Annotated in this window: 9 protein-coding genes, 11 tRNA genes and 3 rRNA genes; all 23 read left to right on the top strand. The window is 48.5% G+C overall.

The window, feature by feature from the left end; translation table 11 throughout:
* Positions 1-18 precede the first annotated feature (18 nt).
* The 23 genes from thrB (at position 19) to MHI21_RS19250 (ending at position 16,641) form a co-directional block, all read left to right on the top strand.
* The gene (gene thrB, locus MHI21_RS19360; protein ID WP_341163299.1) at positions 19-987 is read left to right on the top strand and encodes a homoserine kinase; all 969 of its coding nucleotides are present in this window, start codon (positions 19-21) and stop codon (positions 985-987) included.
* Positions 984-1,883 carry a prephenate dehydratase gene (gene pheA / locus MHI21_RS19355; RefSeq protein ID WP_342418749.1) on the top strand — a complete coding sequence of 300 codons (900 nt, stop codon included), beginning with the start codon at positions 984-986 and terminating at the stop codon, positions 1,881-1,883. Before thrB ends, pheA begins: the two co-directional genes overlap by 4 nt.
* Positions 1,884-1,900: 17 nt before the next feature.
* Positions 1,901-2,785: a branched-chain-amino-acid transaminase gene (ilvE, locus tag MHI21_RS19350; protein WP_061828802.1), complete on the top strand. Its 885-nt coding sequence runs from the start codon at positions 1,901-1,903 to the stop codon at positions 2,783-2,785.
* Between the two features lie 159 nt (positions 2,786-2,944).
* Positions 2,945-4,531: a LysM peptidoglycan-binding domain-containing protein gene (locus tag MHI21_RS19345; RefSeq protein WP_342418748.1), complete on the top strand. Its 1,587-nt coding sequence runs from the start codon at positions 2,945-2,947 to the stop codon at positions 4,529-4,531.
* A gap of 490 nt (positions 4,532-5,021) precedes the next feature.
* A 16S ribosomal RNA gene (locus MHI21_RS19340) occupies positions 5,022-6,577 on the top strand.
* Positions 6,578-6,863: 286 nt separating this feature from the next.
* Positions 6,864-9,789: ribosomal RNA gene (locus MHI21_RS19335) — 23S ribosomal RNA — on the top strand.
* Positions 9,790-9,940: 151 nt separating this feature from the next.
* Positions 9,941-10,057 (top strand): 5S ribosomal RNA (rrf, locus tag MHI21_RS19330).
* Together the 16S, 23S and 5S rRNA genes with 11 tRNA genes alongside form the textbook arrangement of a ribosomal RNA operon.
* Before the next feature lie 19 nt (positions 10,058-10,076).
* Positions 10,077-10,152 (top strand) — tRNA-Asn (locus MHI21_RS19325).
* Positions 10,153-10,155: 3 nt separating this feature from the next.
* Positions 10,156-10,247 (top strand) — tRNA-Ser (locus MHI21_RS19320).
* Positions 10,248-10,264: 17 nt separating this feature from the next.
* Positions 10,265-10,336, top strand: a tRNA-Glu gene (locus tag MHI21_RS19315).
* A gap of 10 nt (positions 10,337-10,346) precedes the next feature.
* Positions 10,347-10,422, top strand: a tRNA-Val gene (locus MHI21_RS19310).
* Positions 10,423-10,451: 29 nt separating this feature from the next.
* A tRNA-Met gene (locus tag MHI21_RS19305) sits at positions 10,452-10,528 on the top strand.
* A 26-nt stretch (positions 10,529-10,554) separates the two neighbouring features.
* Positions 10,555-10,631, top strand: a tRNA-Asp gene (locus tag MHI21_RS19300).
* Between the two features lie 28 nt (positions 10,632-10,659).
* Positions 10,660-10,735 (top strand) — tRNA-Lys (locus tag MHI21_RS19295).
* 35 nt (positions 10,736-10,770) lie between these two features.
* Positions 10,771-10,845 (top strand) — tRNA-Gly (locus tag MHI21_RS19290).
* Between the two features lie 5 nt (positions 10,846-10,850).
* A tRNA-Arg gene (locus MHI21_RS19285) sits at positions 10,851-10,927 on the top strand.
* Positions 10,928-10,939: 12 nt separating this feature from the next.
* Positions 10,940-11,019, top strand: a tRNA-Leu gene (locus MHI21_RS19280).
* A 7-nt stretch (positions 11,020-11,026) separates the two neighbouring features.
* Positions 11,027-11,100 (top strand) — tRNA-Pro (locus MHI21_RS19275).
* A gap of 113 nt (positions 11,101-11,213) precedes the next feature.
* Complete coding sequence (locus MHI21_RS19270; protein ID WP_165178740.1) at positions 11,214-11,918, top strand: BofC C-terminal domain-containing protein; 705 nt, start codon at positions 11,214-11,216, stop codon at positions 11,916-11,918.
* Positions 11,919-12,146: 228 nt separating this feature from the next.
* Entirely contained in the window at positions 12,147-12,650 is a 504-nt protein-coding gene (gene ruvC / locus MHI21_RS19265) for a crossover junction endodeoxyribonuclease RuvC (RefSeq protein ID WP_013311580.1), read from the top strand.
* Positions 12,647-13,261, top strand: a complete 615-nt coding sequence (ruvA, locus tag MHI21_RS19260; protein WP_061829382.1) for a Holliday junction branch migration protein RuvA — start codon at positions 12,647-12,649, stop codon at positions 13,259-13,261. Before ruvC ends, ruvA begins: the two co-directional genes overlap by 4 nt.
* Before the next feature lie 50 nt (positions 13,262-13,311).
* Complete coding sequence (gene ruvB, locus MHI21_RS19255) at positions 13,312-14,319, top strand: Holliday junction branch migration DNA helicase RuvB (protein ID WP_023989937.1); 1,008 nt, start codon at positions 13,312-13,314, stop codon at positions 14,317-14,319.
* Positions 14,320-14,547: 228 nt separating this feature from the next.
* Entirely contained in the window at positions 14,548-16,641 is a 2,094-nt protein-coding gene (locus MHI21_RS19250; RefSeq protein WP_341163303.1) for a SpoIID/LytB domain-containing protein, read from the top strand.
* Positions 16,642-16,648 lie beyond the last annotated feature (7 nt).

Below are 16,648 nucleotides of genomic sequence, written 5' to 3'. Positions count from 1 at the left end.
GCAGGAGGAATTGTCTGTATGACCGTTTTAAAAACAGCAAGAGTGCGTGTGCCTGCGAGTACGGCCAACTTGGGTCCCGGCTTTGATACATTGGGCATGGCATTGTCCTTATATGCATGGATTGAAATGAAGGAGGCCGAACAGACGGCTTTTCATTTATACGGAGATGAAATGAATGGTGTTCCCCAAGATAAAACTAATCTGATTTTCAAGGTAGCACAAATGGTTTTTCGGGAAGCAGGTGTATCTGTTCCTGAGCTCGATATTTCGATGTACTCGGATATTCCGCTTACCCGCGGTTTGGGTAGCAGCGCTTCTGCTATTGTGGGCGCCTTGGTCGCTGCCAATACGTTGATTGGCTCGCCTCTGCCGGATTCCAAACTGTTCGATATGGCAAGCGCCATTGAAAAACATCCGGATAATGTTGGAGCTTCCCTATTTGGTGGTATTATTACAGCGATGTGGGATGGCGAGCATGCTAGGCATTTACGACTTGAACCGGATGCTAATCTGGAGGTTATGGTAGTTATTCCAGATTTTCAGCTATCCACGTCGAAAGCCAGAGAGGTTCTACCCGCGCATGTATCATTGAAGGATGCCGTATATAATATAAGTCATGCTTCCATGCTAGTAGCAGCATTGGCGTCGGGAAGAACCGATTTAATTGCCGAAGCGATGCGTGATCAGCTTCATCAGCCTTACCGTGCGGCGCTTGTGCCGGGTATGACAGAGATCCTGCAGGATGCGCACCATTATGGTGCCTTGGGTGTGGCTCTCAGTGGGGCTGGACCGACGCTGCTGGCATTGACGGATCAACGGGTGAATCGGAAAGCGGAGCTGGAGCAGTATTTAACGGATACCATGAACAAAGAGGGGATCACTGCTTCTGTTTTAAAATTGCGCCCTGAGAGTGAAGGAGTTAAAGTATATACAGAAGGGAATACACTCCCTTTTATGGATATGATTAAAGGGGAACTTACGATATGAAACGAATTGCACTTCTTCCTGAGGGGACCGTTTCTCATGAAGCGATTAAGTATTTGTTAGGAGATACGCCCCATGAATTACTGTTTTACAAGCATATTGCGGACGTATTTCAGGCAGTAGACAAGGGACAGGCAGACTATAGTGTAATTCCCATTGAAAATACGATTGATGGCTCTGTAAGTTTGCATATGGACTGGCTTGTACATGAAGTAGACATTCAAATGCAGGCGGAATGGGTATATCCTTCAATTCAAAATCTTATTGGACATCGTAGTGAGTTTACGAAGGATTTGGACAAGCTGGATTTGAGCAAAGTGGTCAAAATTATGTCTCATCCTGTGGCGCTTCCCCAGTGTAAAGAATTCATACAGGCTTCCGCTCCTCAGGCCGAGTTGGAGAGTGCAGGAAGTACGGCAGAAGCCGTCGAAATTGTTAAACATAACCCCGGTAAAGGCTGGACCGCTCTCGGAACCAAGCTTGCCGCTGCCAAACACGGATTGGATATTTTGGCCAGCAAAGTGACGGATCACGATAACAACTTTACCCGCTTTGTCTTGATCGGTCATCAACCTATAAGTCTCCCGGGTACGCCTGAAGGTCAGCGAACCAGTATTTTGGTCACGCCGCCGCAGGATTTCCCGGGAGCGCTGCATCAGGTTTTATCCGCATTTGCATGGCGCAGGTTAAATCTGTCCCGTATTGAATCGCGTCCGACCAAAAAGCAATTGGGGAATTATTATTTTTACATTGAAGTTTTGGAATCTCTGCATTCCGTGCTGCTTCCGGCAGCCTTTGCAGAGATCGAGGCTTTGGGGTGCCATGTACGTGTTCTTGGCTCTTATCCAAGCTACAAGTATGTTGAAGCAGCGATCGAACCTATTTTAAAGGAACATTAATCGGAGGTGTGGTTTTAATGGCAGAACAATGGATCTATCTGGATGGGCAGCATGTGACTAAGGAAAACGCAAAGGTTTCCGTATATGATCATGGATTCTTGTACGGAGACGGTATATTTGAGGGCATTCGTATCTATAACGGGAATATTTTTAAATGTAAGGAGCACTTGGAGCGTCTGTATGATTCTGCGAAATCCATTCAGTTAAACATTCCTTTGTCTCCTGATGAAATGTTGGAAGCAATGGCTGAAACGATTCGTCTTAACGAAATGCGTAACGGATATATCCGTCTGATTGTATCCCGAGGTGCAGGAAATCTAGGTTTAGATCCTCTTCGTTGTGCGAAGGCGAGTGTCATCATTATCGTGGAGCAGCTCGCCATTTACCCGGAAGAAGCTTACTTGACTGGCCTGAAGACAATTTCTGTCTCTCAGCGTCGCAACATCCCAGACGCTTTGAATCCGAAGATTAAATCATTGAACTATCTCAACAATATCCTCGTGAAGATCCAGTCTAACTATGCTGGTGTAGGTGAGGCTATTATGCTCAATTCCCAAGGGTATGTGACGGAAGGCTCTGCGGACAACATTTTCATTGTCAAAAACGGAGTGTTATATACACCTCCTTGCTATTTGGGGGCGCTTGAAGGGATTACTCGTAATGCTATTATCGATTTGTGTGCTAAGCTTGGATACCCCCTTAAGGAACAACCTTTTACACTGCATGATGTATATGTTGCGGACGAGGTGTTTTTTACAGGAACTGCGGCAGAAGTTATTGCAGCTTATGAAGTGGATGGTCGTACGATCGGCTCCGGCGTTGCTGGCCCAGTGACTTTGGAGCTCCTGTCTGAGTTCCGGAAGATCGTGGATCAGGATGGCTACAAAGTGTGGCAGGACTAAAATAAAACCGAATCCTTTTAACTGAATGCTCGCGTGAGTATTCGGTTGAGAGGATTTTTTTGTTTGTATGGGGTCATTCGCCCGGGAGGTGCATAGGATGTAATAACAGAAGCCGGGCGTTTATCCCGCCCGAACGAAAGTCTAGGAGGTTTGTGACCTGTGAAAATACACATCGTCAAAAAAGGTGACACTCTGTACTTGCTGGCACAGAAGTATAATGTGACGCTGGAGAAAGTTATTGCCGCCAATCCCCAATTGGCAGACCCTAATCAGTTGAGTATCGGCGAGAAAATTAAAATTCCAACAGACCCTGTTACGATGGAAACACAGCCGTCAACGGTATATCAACACAAGGTTAAGCAAGGAGATTCATTGTGGAAGTTGTCCAAGGCGTGGAATGTACCGCTTAAGCTAATTATTGATGCCAATTCCCAGCTTAAAAACCCGAACGCACTTCTGGTTGGAGAAACAGTTAATATTCCACACTACAAAGAAGAGACGTCTGATTTTACTGAGAATAAAAAAAATACCGCAGTCAAAGAAGAGATGACACAGCCTAAACCTGAATCCCCAACCAAGCAAGAACTTACCCAGCCCAAGGCGGAGTTGACGCAGCCTAAGCAGGAGAATATGCCTAGCCCCAAAGAAGAGATGACACAGCCGAAAGAAACAGTGAATCCTCCTAAGCTTCCTGAATTGAAACTGCCTGAAGTTCCTATGGCACCCGTAAATCCTGCTCCACCTCAAATGCAGCCCATAGTTACTCCACCTGCTCCACCTCAAATGCAACCTATAGTTACCCAACCCATCGCATCTAAGCCACAGCTCCCTACAACTATTGTGAAGCAACCTGTAGCTGAAAAATTTTGCGGCTGCACAAAATCGGAGCCGATGGTAAATTCCGAGTGGTCGATACAACAGCCGACATTTGATTATAGCCCACAAATAAATGCAATGCCGAACTCGTGGTATCCGGGGATTGAGTCTCCTCAAACTTGGGGGAATGCGCCTATAAATACCTCCTTAGCAGAACACGCCTCTCCTACTGTAGTTTCTGATCAGGGCTATCATCATGATTGTGAGCATCCATGGTGCTGGGGGCCTGTGCAGACACCACCTATAAATGCCCATCCAATACCTTATCCTGCCTATTCAGATTGCTGCGCCCCTGGATATTATCCGAGTCATGAGGCGTCTGAAAATGCATCCTACCCTGTCTATCCTCCATTTATCCATCAAGGGCATCCACAGCAGTATCCAGAGAGTACAGTCCAGGGCAGTCAATGGAGCCAGGCATGGGGAGGACCTCCATATGGTTCGCCTGCGGGTGGGCACGTGTCCGACTATAGCCAACTACAAGGACAACAATCTGCGAATTCCCCTTATCATCCGTTTGCGCATGGGAATGCACCTATGTATCCATTAGAGGGATATACAACACCCTATATGTTTATGCCAGACTGTGGATGCCGGGAAGAGAACGTCCAGTCGGCACCAGCAATTCCAGGAACGCAGGAGATTGGTAACAATCTGACTATTGCATCCCAAAATGAAGTTGGTTCTTCTTCTAAACCAAGGGATCGTAGCGTGCGTAAAGGTAAATCAAAAGACAGCTCTGGCAGTACATCCAAAGAAGAGACATCCAAAGCCAAGGTTTCCAGTAAAAATGCTACTAATAAAAAGCAAAAATCCCGCTCCTTATCCTATAATGCACGTTCGCGTAAAAATCCGTGGATTAAGGACTGACGTGGCTATATGTAAAAGGAGAGGAACCTCCTGGTAGTGCCCGGCTTTATTATTTATTAAGAGGAAGAAATGAATGTTAAAGAGACTGTTATTCTGCTTGTGGGAATAATGGTCTCTTTATTTAAATGCAGTGATTTTAAAGATGAGAAAAAAACTAAAAAAAGGTGTTGCCTTTTATCGTAATTTTGTGGTATATTCTTATAGCTGTCTTTTGCAAGATAGTTAGCAACACGAAAACAAAGTAGAATTGATTAAAAAATTCTTTTGAAAAAAAGTGTTGCAAAGACGTAGAAAACATGATATATTATTTAAGTCGCCGCTGAGATGCGGTGGTGAAACAGAGTAAAACATTATGCAGGTTTGATCTTTGAAAACTGAACAACGAGTGAGTAAAACGATTTTGTTCGCAAAATCAAACAAGAGATATTTTTATCTCGTCAGTTTCAACATGAGCTTATCGCTCTTTCTATAAACCAGCTTCGGTTGGTCTTTAATGGAGAGTTTGATCCTGGCTCAGGACGAACGCTGGCGGCGTGCCTAATACATGCAAGTCGAGCGGGGTTATGTAGAAGCTTGCTTCTACATAACCTAGCGGCGGACGGGTGAGTAACACGTAGGCAACCTGCCCACAAGACAGGGATAACTACCGGAAACGGTAGCTAATACCCGATACATCCTTTTCCTGCATGGGAGAAGGAGGAAAGACGGAGCAATCTGTCACTTGTGGATGGGCCTGCGGCGCATTAGCTAGTTGGTGGGGTAAAGGCCTACCAAGGCGACGATGCGTAGCCGACCTGAGAGGGTGATCGGCCACACTGGGACTGAGACACGGCCCAGACTCCTACGGGAGGCAGCAGTAGGGAATCTTCCGCAATGGGCGAAAGCCTGACGGAGCAACGCCGCGTGAGTGATGAAGGTTTTCGGATCGTAAAGCTCTGTTGCCAGGGAAGAACGTCTTGTAGAGTAACTGCTACAAGAGTGACGGTACCTGAGAAGAAAGCCCCGGCTAACTACGTGCCAGCAGCCGCGGTAATACGTAGGGGGCAAGCGTTGTCCGGAATTATTGGGCGTAAAGCGCGCGCAGGCGGCTCTTTAAGTCTGGTGTTTAATCCCGAGGCTCAACTTCGGGTCGCACTGGAAACTGGGGAGCTTGAGTGCAGAAGAGGAGAGTGGAATTCCACGTGTAGCGGTGAAATGCGTAGAGATGTGGAGGAACACCAGTGGCGAAGGCGACTCTCTGGGCTGTAACTGACGCTGAGGCGCGAAAGCGTGGGGAGCAAACAGGATTAGATACCCTGGTAGTCCACGCCGTAAACGATGAATGCTAGGTGTTAGGGGTTTCGATACCCTTGGTGCCGAAGTTAACACATTAAGCATTCCGCCTGGGGAGTACGGTCGCAAGACTGAAACTCAAAGGAATTGACGGGGACCCGCACAAGCAGTGGAGTATGTGGTTTAATTCGAAGCAACGCGAAGAACCTTACCAGGTCTTGACATCCCTCTGACCGGTCTAGAGATAGACCTTTCCTTCGGGACAGAGGAGACAGGTGGTGCATGGTTGTCGTCAGCTCGTGTCGTGAGATGTTGGGTTAAGTCCCGCAACGAGCGCAACCCTTATGCTTAGTTGCCAGCAGGTCAAGCTGGGCACTCTAAGCAGACTGCCGGTGACAAACCGGAGGAAGGTGGGGATGACGTCAAATCATCATGCCCCTTATGACCTGGGCTACACACGTACTACAATGGCCGGTACAACGGGAAGCGAAATCGCGAGGTGGAGCCAATCCTAGAAAAGCCGGTCTCAGTTCGGATTGTAGGCTGCAACTCGCCTACATGAAGTCGGAATTGCTAGTAATCGCGGATCAGCATGCCGCGGTGAATACGTTCCCGGGTCTTGTACACACCGCCCGTCACACCACGAGAGTTTACAACACCCGAAGTCGGTGGGGTAACCCGCAAGGGAGCCAGCCGCCGAAGGTGGGGTAGATGATTGGGGTGAAGTCGTAACAAGGTAGCCGTATCGGAAGGTGCGGCTGGATCACCTCCTTTCTATGGAGAATCGTTTCCTGCAACGGAAACATTCAAATATGAAGCGTAAGCTTCAAAAACTACTCACTCGTTGCTCAGTTTTGAGAGCTCAAACTCTCAAAAAAAGCTGATTGTTTACAGCTTTGCACCTTGAAAACTGGATACCGAAACGAAATTGCGTTTTAGAATATTCCTTTAAGCTGATCTTGTGTAAACAAGTGAAATAAAGGTAGCTGCCTTGAATTTCATTCACACATTCGTGTTGAACCGAAATTCAAAGCGAATCGTATTTACCATGTAAATACTAGGTTAAGCTACAAAGAGCACACGGAGGATGCCTAGGCGCCAGGAGCCGACGAAGGACGTGGCGAACAACGATAAGGCCTCGGGGAGCTGTAAGCAAGCTTTGATCCGGGGATGTCCGAATGGGGAAACCCGGCTGTCTTCATCGACAGTCACTTTCTGCTGAATACATAGGCAGAATAGAGGCAGACCAGGGGAACTGAAACATCTAAGTACCCTGAGGAAGAGAAAACAATAGTGATTCCGTCAGTAGCGGCGAGCGAACGCGGATTAGCCCAAACCAAGGAGCTTGCTCCTTGGGGTTGTGGGACGTCTCACATGGAGTTACAAAGGAACCGGTTAGATGAAGAGGTCTGGAAAGGCCCGCCAGAGAAGGTAAAAGCCCTGTAGTTCAAAACTTGTTCCCTCCGAGACGGATCCCGAGTAGTGCGGGGCACGTGAAACCCCGTATGAATCCGGCAGGACCATCTGCCAAGGCTAAATACTCCCTGGCGACCGATAGTGAAGCAGTACCGTGAGGGAAAGGTGAAAAGCACCCCGGAAGGGGAGTGAAATAGATCCTGAAACCGTGTGCTTACAAGAAGTCAGAGCCCGATCTATGGGTGATGGCGTGCCTTTTGTAGAATGAACCGGCGAGTTACGTTCCCGTGCAAGGTTAAGGTGAAGAGCTGAAGCCGCAGCGAAAGCGAGTCTGAATAGGGCGAATGAGTACGTGGACGTAGACCCGAAACCGGGTGATCTACCCCTGTCCAGGGTGAAGGTGCGGTAACACGCACTGGAGGCCCGAACCCACGCATGTTGAAAAATGCGGGGATGAGGTGGGGGTAGCGGAGAAATTCCAATCGAACCCGGAGATAGCTGGTTCTCCCCGAAATAGCTTTAGGGCTAGCCTCGGAAAAAAGAATCGTGGAGGTAGAGCACTGATTGGGTGCGGGGCCCGCAAGGGTTACCAAGCTCAGTCAAACTCCGAATGCCATAGATTTAGTTCCGGGAGTCAGACAGTGAGTGCTAAGATCCATTGTCGAAAGGGAAACAGCCCAGACCATCAGCTAAGGTCCCCAAGTGTGTGTTAAGTGGGAAAGGATGTGGAGTTGCACAGACAACCAGGATGTTGGCTTAGAAGCAGCCACCATTGAAAGAGTGCGTAATAGCTCACTGGTCGAGTGACTCTGCGCCGAAAATGTAACGGGGCTAAACACACCACCGAAGCTATGGCTTGATGCTTGCATCAGGGGTAGGGGAGCGTTGAATGCGGGTTGAAGGTGTACCGTAAGGAGCGCTGGACTGCATTCAAGTGAGAATGCCGGTATGAGTAACGAAAAGATCTGTGAGAATCAGATCCGCCGAAAGCCTAAGGGTTCCTGAGGAAGGTTCGTCCGCTCAGGGTAAGTCGGGACCTAAGGCGAGGCCGATAGGCGTAGTCGAAGGACAACAGGTCGAAATTCCTGTACCACCGTAATCCGTTATGAGCAATGGGGTGACGCAGTAGGGTAGTGACGCGGACTGATGGATGTCCGTCTAAGCAGTGAGGCTGATGTGTAGGCAAATCCGCACATCGTTAAGGCTGGGCTGTGATGGGGAGCGAAAATTGTAGTAGCGAAGGTCATGATCTCAGACTGCCAAGAAAAGCCTCTAGCCAGGAGAAGGTGCCCGTACCGCAAACCGACACAGGTAGGCGAGAAGAGAATTCTAAGGCGCGCGGAAGAACTCTCGTTAAGGAACTCGGCAAAATGACCCCGTAACTTCGGGAGAAGGGGTGCCTCGGTAGGGTGAATAGCCCGAGGGGGCCGCAGTGAAAAGGCCCAAGCGACTGTTTAGCAAAAACACAGGTCTGTGCGAAGCCGCAAGGCGAAGTATACGGGCTGACGCCTGCCCGGTGCTGGAAGGTTAAGGGGAGTGGTAAGCCTTCGGGCGAAGCTATGAACCGAAGCCCCAGTAAACGGCGGCCGTAACTATAACGGTCCTAAGGTAGCGAAATTCCTTGTCAGGTAAATTCTGACCCGCACGAATGGCGTAACGACTTGGGCGCTGTCTCAACGAGAGATCCGGTGAAATTTTAATACCTGTGAAGATGCAGGTTACCCGCGACAAGACGGAAAGACCCCATGGAGCTTTACTGCAGCTTGATATTGAATTTGGGTACGATCTGTACAGGATAGGTGGGAGCCGTAGAATCTTGAGCGCCAGCTTGAGAGGAGGCATCCTTGGGATACCACCCTGATCGTATCTAGGTTCTAACTTGGTACCGTGATCCGGTGCGAGGACAGTGTCAGGTGGGCAGTTTGACTGGGGCGGTCGCCTCCTAAAGAGTAACGGAGGCGCCCCAAGGTTCCCTCAGAATGGTTGGAAATCATTCGAAGAGTGCAAAGGCAGAAGGGAGCTTGACTGCGAGACCTACAAGTCGAGCAGGGACGAAAGTCGGGCTTAGTGATCCGGTGGTACCGCATGGAAGGGCCATCGCTCAACGGATAAAAGCTACCCTGGGGATAACAGGCTTATCTCCCCCAAGAGTCCACATCGACGGGGAGGTTTGGCACCTCGATGTCGGCTCATCGCATCCTGGGGCTGAAGTAGGTCCCAAGGGTTGGGCTGTTCGCCCATTAAAGCGGTACGCGAGCTGGGTTCAGAACGTCGTGAGACAGTTCGGTCCCTATCTGTCGTGGGCGTAGGAAATTTGAGAGGAGCTGTCCTTAGTACGAGAGGACCGGGATGGACGTACCGCTGGTGTACCAGTTGTTCCGCCAGGAGCACCGCTGGGTAGCTATGTACGGAAGGGATAAGCGCTGAAAGCATCTAAGCGTGAAGCCCCCCTCAAGATGAGATTTCCCAGTATGTAAGACCCCTTGAAGACGACGAGGTAGATAGGTTGGGGGTGGAAGTGCAGTAATGCATGGAGCTGACCAATACTAATCGGTCGAGGGCTTATCCTAAGAATAAAACGCAAATGAGTTTCGGATCCAGTTTTCAGGGTGTAACCTTGAAGGTATGTAGAAATACATACAACAAGCGCATGGCTATTCATTCACACGATAAGTGATGAACTGAATAACCGTACGGTAGAATTTACGATGTAAATTCATGTTTGGTGGCGATAGCGGAGGGGTTCCACACGTACCCATCCCGAACACGACCGTTAAGCCCTCCAGCGCCGATGGTACTTGGACCGCAGGGTCCTGGGAGAGTAGGACGTCGCCAAGCAGAGCTTTATGATTAATATTCCCTGATAGCTCAGTTGGTAGAGCACTCGACTGTTAATCGAGTTGTCACAGGTTCGAGTCCTGTTCGGGGAGCCATATGGAGAGGTGTCCGAGTTGGCCGAAGGAGCACGATTGGAAATCGTGTAGGCGCCAAAAGCGTCTCGAGGGTTCGAATCCCTCTCTCTCCGCCATAATTATTTTATTGTATGGCCCGTTGGTCAAGGGGTTAAGACACCTCCCTTTCACGGAGGTAACAGGGGTTCGAATCCCCTACGGGTCATAAGTAGTATGGAGGCTTAGCTCAGCTGGGAGAGCATCTGCCTTACAAGCAGAGGGTCGGGGGTTCGAGCCCCTCAGCCTCCACCATTTATTTAAAAAGCAGTACCTAATATTATCGCGGGGTGGAGCAGTTCGGTAGCTCGTCGGGCTCATAACCCGAAGGTCGCAGGTTCAAATCCTGCCCCCGCAACCAATTAACTTTTGAATGTAAACTGCTATGGAACTGTGGTGTAGAGGCCTAACATGCCTGCCTGTCACGCAGGAGATCGCGGGTTCGAATCCCGTCAGTTCCGCCATTTTTACAAAGTTATATTACCCTGTTGGGAGCCATTAGCTCAGTTGGTAGAGCACCTGACTTTTAATCAGGGTGTCGAAGGTTCGAGTCCTTCATGGCTCACCATTCATGAACTTATATGTCATGGATATAATGATATTGCGGACGTGGCTCAGCGGTAGAGCATCGCCTTGCCAAGGCGAGGGTCGCGGGTTCGATTCCCGTCGTCCGCTCCATATTTGCGCCCTTAGCTCAGCTGGATAGAGCGTTTGACTACGAATCAAAAGGCCGGGAGTTCGAATCTCTCAGGGCGCGCCATTAACTTCATAAGCCGGTGTGGCGGAATTGGCAGACGCGCGCGACTCAAAATCGTGAGGGAAACCGTGGAGGTTCGAGTCCTCTCACCGGCATCTATTTCGGGATGTAGCTCAGCTTGGTAGAGCACCTGGTTTGGGACCAGGGGGTCGCATGTTCAAATCGTGTCATCCCGATTCAAAAGGAAAGTCGTTGGAAGCAGCGGCTTTTTTTTATATTCATATCTTTTTGTATAAATCAGTAATCCTCAGGTCACACTAACACAAAAAGTGGGACGGAAGGGATTACTGTGAAGCGATTAAGTTGGAAAAAACAGATGAAACGGCGCTGGAAACAGTGGAGAAGAACAGTGTGGGCTTGTAGCATTTTTGGTGCGGCTTGTTTGCTGGCAGGGTTGGGTATTCTGTTTTCGAATTATTTGCAGGCTATGTTGTCACAGCCACTCGCTACTACCGTCATGGCAGAGGAGAGCATGGAGGAGGCTCCACATCTGAGTCCAACTGAAGATCACTCCTCACAGATGCAACTATTGCAAAGTATTCGTGCTTCCGGTATAAGCAGGAAGACCCGTCTGTTAACCACCTACGTGTGTGGTACGGAAACACTTTCCTTGGGAACGCTAAGTTCACAGCAGCTAGAGACCTTACTGAAGCAACATCCCGATTGGAAGGGACGACTTAATACCAAAGGAGAGGTGTGGCTGGAGCGCAGGGTGGAAGACTTGTCAGAGTCATGCAAAGAGCATGGATACATGGGGTTAAGCACTGACGGGCAGCTTACATTGTATGAAGGGCTACCTAAAAAGGAAAAAGTTATCCGCACTTTTTTTCAATTGGATGTGGGTTCCATGGAGACGGCCTTACCAGAAGGGGTATATAAACAACTTCAGCAGGGAATACGTGTACAGGATATAAATGAGTATAACAGTGTAATCTCCACTTTTAGTGACTTTGCCCTGGAGCGAACACAAAGGGTATTAAAGCAGCACTATTGATTACAACTACGAGACGTTAGGCATTGCCCATGTGGTGAGGCTTGAAGCGTCTCTTTTTATGTTTTTACTCACGTTTAAATTTTTTCCTCTATTAGATACAAAGTTTTGTTATAATGAAAAGAACGACACATATGTTCGCTTTATATGGTATTTGACCATAATTATATTCAGGATAACGCTGGCTTTTGGTTGGGTACGCCATGTTTGAGCGATAGGGGAGAGATTTTTTTGCGTTTTTTAGGAATTGATCCGGGTATTGCCATTGTGGGCTTCGGGTTTGTAGACAAGATTGGCAGTAAAGTAGTTCCTGTGCAGTATGGCTGTATCCAGACGGAGGCTCATACACCGGAAGAAGAAAGGCTGCTTCATGTGTACGAAGGCATGTTGCAATTAATAGATAAATATAAGCCTGATGCGGTAGCACTGGAAAAGCTCTTTTTTAATCGCAACGTTACAACCGCTATGTCTGTAAGTCAGGCACGTGGGGTGCTGGTATTAGCTGCAAAACAACGTAATTTGCCTATAGGTGAATACACGCCGATGCAGGTAAAGCAGGCTATTGTAGGGTATGGTAAGGCTGAGAAGAAGCAGGTACAAGAAATGGTTAGAATGTTCCTAAAGCTTCAAGTTGTGCCCAAACCGGACGATGTAGCGGATGCTTTGGCGGTGGCTATTTGTCATGCGCACTCCTATGGACTAAATTCAAAATTAAATGAGGTATTGCGAAAATGATAGATTTCTTGCGTGGTTCTGTGGCCCATTTGGAAAATGAATATGTCGTTTTAGATGTGCAGGGTGTAGGGTACCGGGTATTTTGTCCGAATCCTTACGCGTTCGCCAAAACTGAAGGTCCAGTGGTTATTTACATTCATCATCATGTAAGGGAAGATGCTATTTTACTGTTCGGTTTTGCGACCCGTGAGGAGCAGCAGCTTTTCCGGAAACTGATTGATGTATCTGGTATTGGACCGCGTGTTGCGCTTGGTATTTTAGGAGGCGGTACGCCTGCTCATGTGGTAACGGCGATTTATCAGGAGAATATCACATTTCTCACCAAGTTACCGGGGATCGGTAAAAAGACGGCACAACGTATGATTCTGGATTTGAAAGACAAGCTGGACGGTATTGGCTCGTTGGGGATGGCAACCGGATTGTTTGCTGAGCCTGTTGTAGAAGAAGGCGAAGGTTCATATTGGGGCGAGGCCCGTGAGGCGCTCAAGGCGCTGGGTTACACTGATGCTGAGTTGGATAAGGTATGGAGCAGAATGAAAAAAGATGCGAAACCTGATGAATCTGCCGATATTTTGATGAAGCGGGCTTTGCAACTGTTGTTTGCCGGATAGGACGATGATGTCCGTTAACAAATGTCTGGTGAAAAGAGGAGCGATGGAATATGGATGACCGGATTATTTCCGCCAATTTGATGATGGAAGACCAGACGGCGGAGCTGAGCCTTCGCCCCCGTTATCTAAATGAATATATCGGGCAAAATCAGGTTAAGGAAAATCTGAAAGTATATATTGAAGCGGCCAAAATGCGTAAAGAAGCGTTGGACCATGTACTGTTGTACGGACCGCCTGGGTTGGGTAAAACAACTCTTGCTAATATTATCGCTAATGAGCTGGGGGTTAATCTGCGTACGACTTCAGGTCCTGCAATTGAAAGGCCGGGAGATTTGGCAGCATTGCTGACCAATCTTCAAGAGGGTGATGTTTTGTTCATTGATGAGATTCATCGCCTTCATCGTACGGTGGAAGAAGTCATGTATCCGGCGATGGAGGATTTTGCGCTGGACATTATGATTGGTAAAGGCCCGAGTGCACGTTCGGTCCGTCTGGATTTGCCACCCTTTACCCTTATAGGGGCCACTACGCGCGCTGGGCTGCTCTCTGCGCCATTGCGTGACCGGTTTGGTGTTATTAGTCGATTAGAGTTTTATACGACAGACGAGCTGGCTTACATCGTGTCCAGGAATGCGGATATTATGGAGATTGAGATTGTTGGGGATGCGGCGGAGGAAATCGCATTGCGTTCACGGGGGACCCCGCGTATTGCTAACCGACTGTTAAAAAGGGTGCGTGATTTTGCCCAGGTTGCCGGAGACGGTATTATTCATTCTGAGTTGGCTGCAGAGGCGCTAAAGAGACTTCAAATAGATCCACTCGGACTGGATGAAATTGATCATAAAATGCTTAAGGCCATGATTCATTCATTCCGGGGCGGGCCTGTAGGATTGGACACCATTGCTGCAACCATTGGTGAGGAGAGCCAGACAATTGAGGATGTGTACGAGCCCTATTTGTTACAAATTGGCCTTTTACAAAGAACACCTCGGGGACGAACAGTGACTCCGGCGGCATATGGCCACCTTGGAATCCCAATGCCAACGGATCCACGGTGATTAGGAAACATGATGCACTTTTCAAAAAATCATTGCATGATTACACGCAAGTATGGTGAATACGATATCGGCTGACGGATGATTGAGGGAAGTGAGAGTGTAAGTAAGATTCGAGCGGGTTCATATTTTGGTTTATTCCGCCGATGTATTTAAAGGGATAGACAAGGGTCGAGATCCCGATAAATTACGCAATATAAGTGCTAGACAGCTAGATTGGGGGAGCCAGAAATGAGTGGAGAAGCATTTAACCGAAAAAGTAATTTCGGTGCATGGATGGGCCGGGCCAAACGAGCAGCAGCGATTATGGTATTAGCCACAGTGTGCATACCTTGGTCTTCGGGCGTTCACGCTGCTGCCGCCCAAGAGGATATTCGTGTAGTGATTTTTGCGGATCTAGGTAGCAAATATAAAGCGACAGTCCCCGCTGTAACCTTGAAATCATCAGGAGGTCTGAGTGTTGGACAGAACAGTGGGGGCAGTTTTCAAACTTGGATGGGACTGCCAGACAGTACGGCTCGTTTTAGTGTAGACAGCTATCGGGTGAAGGTACTTGAAGGAAATGAAGCAGCGGCGATAAAAGCGGCTCAAGCCCTGCAAAAGACTAATGATAAACCTACGGTTTTTATCGGTTCAAAAAACGGTAGCTCTGTCTATCAAGTGTACGCGGGAATATATGCTAGTGAACAGTCTGCGCAGGCTGCTGTACAGCGGATTTCCTCCGCAACCGGAGCGCAGGCCGAGGTTAAGGGAAACAAGCATTGGTCCACAGGTAGCTACGGAAGCGAGCAGGAAGCTAATCTCGTTCGAACGACAATTGCTGCGGCAGGCTTTGATGCTTTTACTGTAATTCAATCAAGAGGCCAGTATGCTGTATGGGTTGGAGAAGAAAGTAATGACAGCAAGCTGTCGGCTTTGAAAACAGAGCTGGAGAGCAAGCAGCCGAGACTCACGTTGTCTAAAGTTAATACTACTCAAACCGGCCTCATTATAAGACAGGAAGCAGGAGTCACGACTGGCTCGCAGGTGATGTCTCATTACATGCTAAGTGGTTCTGATAATAGCAAGGTAATTGTCAACGGCGGTAATGATGGAATACAAGTGATGGAAAGATCACAGCGTACATATCGCGGCGAGATGGAGATTGGCATGACGTCAGGCCAGCTGGCGCTTGTGAATGAAGTTCCTTTGGAGCAGTATTTGTATTCCGTGGTAGGAGCAGAGGTCTATTCCTCATGGCCAGATGAAGCGCTCAAGGCTCAAGCGGTAGCGGCTCGCAGCTACGCGCTTGCCCAAGGCAATCGGTTTCAGATCGGCAATGTAGTAGATGGCACGTTAAGCCAGGCTTACAACGGTAAGAGCTCGGAACATGCAAATGTCAATGAGGCTGTAGATGCAACAGCTGGTGAAGTCATTAAAAGTGGCGGCAAAGTGATCGAAGCTGTATTTTCATCTAATGCGGGCGGTGTGACAGCAGATGCTTCCGAGGTGTGGAACAGTGGTGGCGAAGCCTTTGCCAGCGTAGACAGCTCGGGAGATACTTCGGCGCAAAAAGGAGCACAGGAGTGGTATCATGTACTTCTCTCCAGTGGCAAGACAGGGTATATTCGTGAGGATAATGCTAAGGAACTGGAGGGTGTCACAGAAGCGGGGTTAGACAAAATCACCGTCACTGCGGAAAATACAAATGTGCGTCCTATTCCCCAAATTCAATCGACGGTTACACCAATAGCTAAGGCGCAGCCGGGCGAAGAGATAATTGTATTAGAAAAGGTGCCTCAGTCCGGAGACTATGCATGGGTGCGGGGGCCCTTTACGTCAGCTCAGCTTGCTAGATCCCTGCAAGGGAAAGTAACGGGCACAGTGCCTTCCTCTATTAATCACCTCGATGTCACCAAACGTGGTCCATCAGGGCGAGTGTTGGAGGTTGAAGCGAACGGATCCCCTTTGAAAGTGAAATATCCGGATATGTTTCGCTCAGCAATGGGCGGACTCCCGAGCACACTGTTTGATATTGCGAGTACCGGAAGTTATACTGTATTAGGCGCTGATGGGGCTACTTCTCATGTAAGTGGTACACAAGGCACTCAAATCCTGTCCGCATCTGGCAGCAGTACTTCAAATGGTAACGGGGTGATCGTCATGAATGAAGATCGTCATGCACGAGTCATTGACAAAACACAAAGCTTTATTTTTACAGGTAAAGGGAATGGTCATGGTTTGGGCTTATCCCAATGGGGTGCCAACGGTTTGGCCGAGCAGGGGTATGATTACAAGAAAATTTTGCAACACTATTACAAAAATGTGGATATAGTTAAGGACTGACCAATAT

This window comes from Paenibacillus sp. FSL H8-0168, assembly GCF_038592955.1.
Taxonomy (GTDB): Bacteria; Bacillota; Bacilli; order Paenibacillales; family Paenibacillaceae; genus Paenibacillus; species Paenibacillus polymyxa_B.
The sequence above is the reverse complement of the archived record's forward strand: the minus strand, read 5'-3'. Positions and strand labels throughout refer to the sequence as shown.